We start from the raw sequence: 2873 nt of genomic DNA, 5'->3' as shown, positions 1-2873 counted from the left end.
TCCCCTAGAGGGCCATGAATGAAGGATTTGACATTATTCCAATCGCGTTCTTCAATATAAGCAGCTAATTCGGGGAGTCGATCGGTTAATGCGCTGACATTTTTGTTGGTGGCTTGAATTTGAGTCAGTTGGGTAGCACTATAAGTAGGAGCCTTTGCTTGGGAGCCATCACCACAACTCACGACGAGGACGGAAATAAATACCAGTAAAATGGATATCAGCGGACGAAACAGAGACATAATATCTTTGGATAGGTAAGAAATTACTAAAATCGTGTAAATCGCTTCGGCATCAGCGAAGCGATGATACTCTCAGCATACTAGAGTTGCCAGGTTGCGTGCAATCGATATTTTGGCGAACTCTAGTCAGCCAGAGCGCATAAATTCGGCTCGCCATTTGCTTATTATCAATTATCGATCGTCAATTCCATGTTTAGAGTGTTTGCTAAAGATTACGATCGTCAGTTCGAGCGCTGGACGGATGCCTTAGAGGCCGGAAATTCGCTCAAGTCTAAGTGCAAGAGTTTATTTCAAGATGTGCGGATTTTTTATGGGGAGGAGTTAATTTGGATCTATAGTCGATCGCATACCTATCCTCAGTATATTGGCGCAGGTATCTACGACAAGCTCGCTCGCTTATTTATCCTGGAAAATACCCCGGAAGTCGAAGTGGAAACAGATGAACCACAGTCCTAATTTACGATCGGGTTGGCACGGACAGCTACAATTAACCTATCGCTACGATCGCGGCAAAACGCAAGCGATCGAGCATCAAGGTACCGCCCCCCTCAAAGTCCAACGCTCGTTTTATCCTGAAGGTGATGGGATTTGTCATAATCCCATTTTGCACACGGCTGGGGGGATTGTCGGCGGCGATAGTCTCCAAATCGACATCGATCTCCAGCCAAAATCTCGGGCGGCGATTACAACTGCGGCAGCAGGAAAAATCTATGGCAGTAATGGCATGACGGCGACGCAAAACATCGTTCACCGGATTGGCGATAATGCTTGTCTGGAATGGATACCCCAAGAGACGATTATTTTTAATGGGGCAATCTTTGAGCAACAGCTACAGGTGGATCTCGCGCCGACAGCAAGCTGGCTGGGTTGGGAGATCTTGCGCTTCGGACGCACGGCACACGGCGAAAAATTTACGCGCGGTAGATGGCAATCAGCAACGGAGGTGTATCGCCAAGGGCGACCGATTTGGATCGATCGACAGTTATTATATGGCAATACCCAAATCGATCGACCCAATAGTCTAGCAGGATATCCGATCGTCGGTAGCCTAGCATGGATTGGTGCCAGCCCGATCGAGCCTCAGCTACCTTACCACGATCGGATGATTAGGAAGGAGATCGCGATCGCGGCTCGATCGCTCTTTGACGGCGAGCCACATAAAATCGGCGTAACCCGTCTGACAGAAGGCTTATTATGTCGGTATCGCGGTGACTCGACTACAGAAGTTCGGCAATGGTTTACCGCTGTCTGGCATCTCCTCCGCCATTCATTTCTCGATAGTCCGCCGATTCGTCCACGAGTTTGGCAATAGGGGAGGTGGGAGATGGGAGGTGGGAGATGGGAGATGGGAGATGGGAGATGGGAGATGGGAGAAAGACGCAAGTAACCCATTACCTCTTACCTTTTACCTTTTACCTTTTACCTTTTACCTCTTACCTTTTACCTCTTACCTCTTACCTCTTACCCCTACCCGCTACCCTTTACCCTTTACCCATGCAACTCTCCCCGCAAGAAAAAGATAAACTCTTAATTTTCACCGCTGCGCTCGTTGCCGAGCGTCGTAAAGCTAGAGGCTTAAAACTCAATTACCCCGAAGCGATTGCTTATATCTCCGCTGCAATCTTGGAAGGTGCCCGGGATGGGCAAACTGTCGCCCAACTGATGAATTATGGGAAAACTTTACTCGCTCGCGATGACGTGATGGAAGGGATTGCTGAGATGATTCACGATATCCAAGTCGAAGCTACCTTTCCCGATGGTACCAAACTTGTCACCGTCCACGATCCGATTATGTAGACATATGGCTCGATCGTCAGATATCACAACTGCAAGTGCAGAGTAGTTGCGGGAGCTAACGATCGAATAAATCGATTTAAATGATACCAAGACGAGTTAGACCCAAAGTTGCACCGACGCCAACTAGATGTCCGAACGCAGTACCAGCCAGCAATTGAGCTGCGGTCAAACCACCCACCAGAGCGGGGCCAGCTTTTTTGGTAGTACTGGCGATCGCCACACCGAGGACGGAACACACCACCATCACGATCGCGACTGTGGGCGACCATGCTTGACTCATCGGTCCGATCGCCCCAAGTAACAAGGTAGAATTTAACATGATTTACTCCTAAAGATTTGGATATCTAATAACAGCTTAAGGTATTCTATCGCGATTAAATGATAACTTTTAGTAACAAGCCGGAAACCGCAATTAGATGATCCCGATATTGGTCAATCCGAGCACGAATCCAACTCCCACAATATGCCCAAAACTCATCGCAGCAACTAGCTCAGATAAGTTAAAACTCCCTATCCGCCCGGTTAGTTTGGCATTTAACGCCGCGATCGCCACTGCCACCAAGTTACAAATAATCATCACCAGTGCAGTATTAAACCCCCACGGTTCGGTATGCGGAATGGCAGCAATAATTAAGTTATCTAACAAAAAATCTAACTCCCGATCGCCACTCATGTATGGCAATTATTAGTTAATAATGGCGTTCGTCAACCAACTCCTGTCGATAATTAACAAAAATTGATAAATTTCTCGATCCTTTAAAATAATGCGAATTAAAATTTGTGGAATTACGACTGTCGAACAGGGCATGGAGATCGCGAATCTGGGCGCAACCGATC

General features: G+C 47.4%; 6 protein-coding genes. 3 read left to right on the top strand and 3 right to left on the bottom strand.

The annotated features are described in order from the left end of the window. On the bottom strand, positions 1-239 hold a 239-nt coding region (gene psbQ / locus RMO52_RS13535; protein ID WP_396134976.1), incomplete at its 3' end, for a photosystem II protein PsbQ. Positions 240-428: 189 nt separating this feature from the next. Here psbQ and RMO52_RS13530 point away from each other — a divergent pair. From RMO52_RS13530 to ureA, 3 genes are all read left to right on the top strand, one after another. Further along, positions 429-695, top strand: coding sequence for a hypothetical protein (locus tag RMO52_RS13530; protein ID WP_310415036.1), 267 nt, complete (start codon positions 429-431; stop codon positions 693-695). Next, on the top strand, positions 679-1551 hold the full coding sequence (locus RMO52_RS13525; protein WP_310415033.1) for an urease accessory protein UreD: 873 nt from the start codon (positions 679-681) through the stop codon (positions 1549-1551). Before RMO52_RS13530 ends, RMO52_RS13525 begins: the two co-directional genes overlap by 17 nt. 182 nt (positions 1552-1733) lie before the next feature. Continuing rightward, a complete protein-coding gene (gene ureA, locus RMO52_RS13520) occupies positions 1734-2036 on the top strand; it encodes an urease subunit gamma (protein ID WP_309742193.1) in 303 nt (100 codons plus the stop codon). 76 nt (positions 2037-2112) lie between these two features. Here the strand turns inward: ureA and RMO52_RS13515 are convergent, their stop codons facing one another. Together RMO52_RS13515 and RMO52_RS13510 are read right to left on the bottom strand one after the other, a co-directional pair. Next, positions 2113-2355: a photosystem I reaction center subunit PsaK gene (locus tag RMO52_RS13515; RefSeq protein WP_309742192.1), complete on the bottom strand. Its 243-nt coding sequence runs from the start codon at positions 2353-2355 to the stop codon at positions 2113-2115. Positions 2356-2448: 93 nt separating this feature from the next. Then, positions 2449-2709: a photosystem I reaction center subunit PsaK gene (locus RMO52_RS13510; RefSeq protein ID WP_310415029.1), complete on the bottom strand. Its 261-nt coding sequence runs from the start codon at positions 2707-2709 to the stop codon at positions 2449-2451. Positions 2710-2873: the final 164 nt, after the last annotated feature.

It is taken from the genome of Chamaesiphon sp. OTE_8_metabat_110, from assembly GCF_031382685.1.
In the GTDB taxonomy this organism is placed as follows: domain Bacteria; phylum Cyanobacteriota; class Cyanobacteriia; order Cyanobacteriales; family Chamaesiphonaceae; genus Chamaesiphon.
This window is presented reverse-complemented; position numbering and strand designations above follow the sequence as displayed.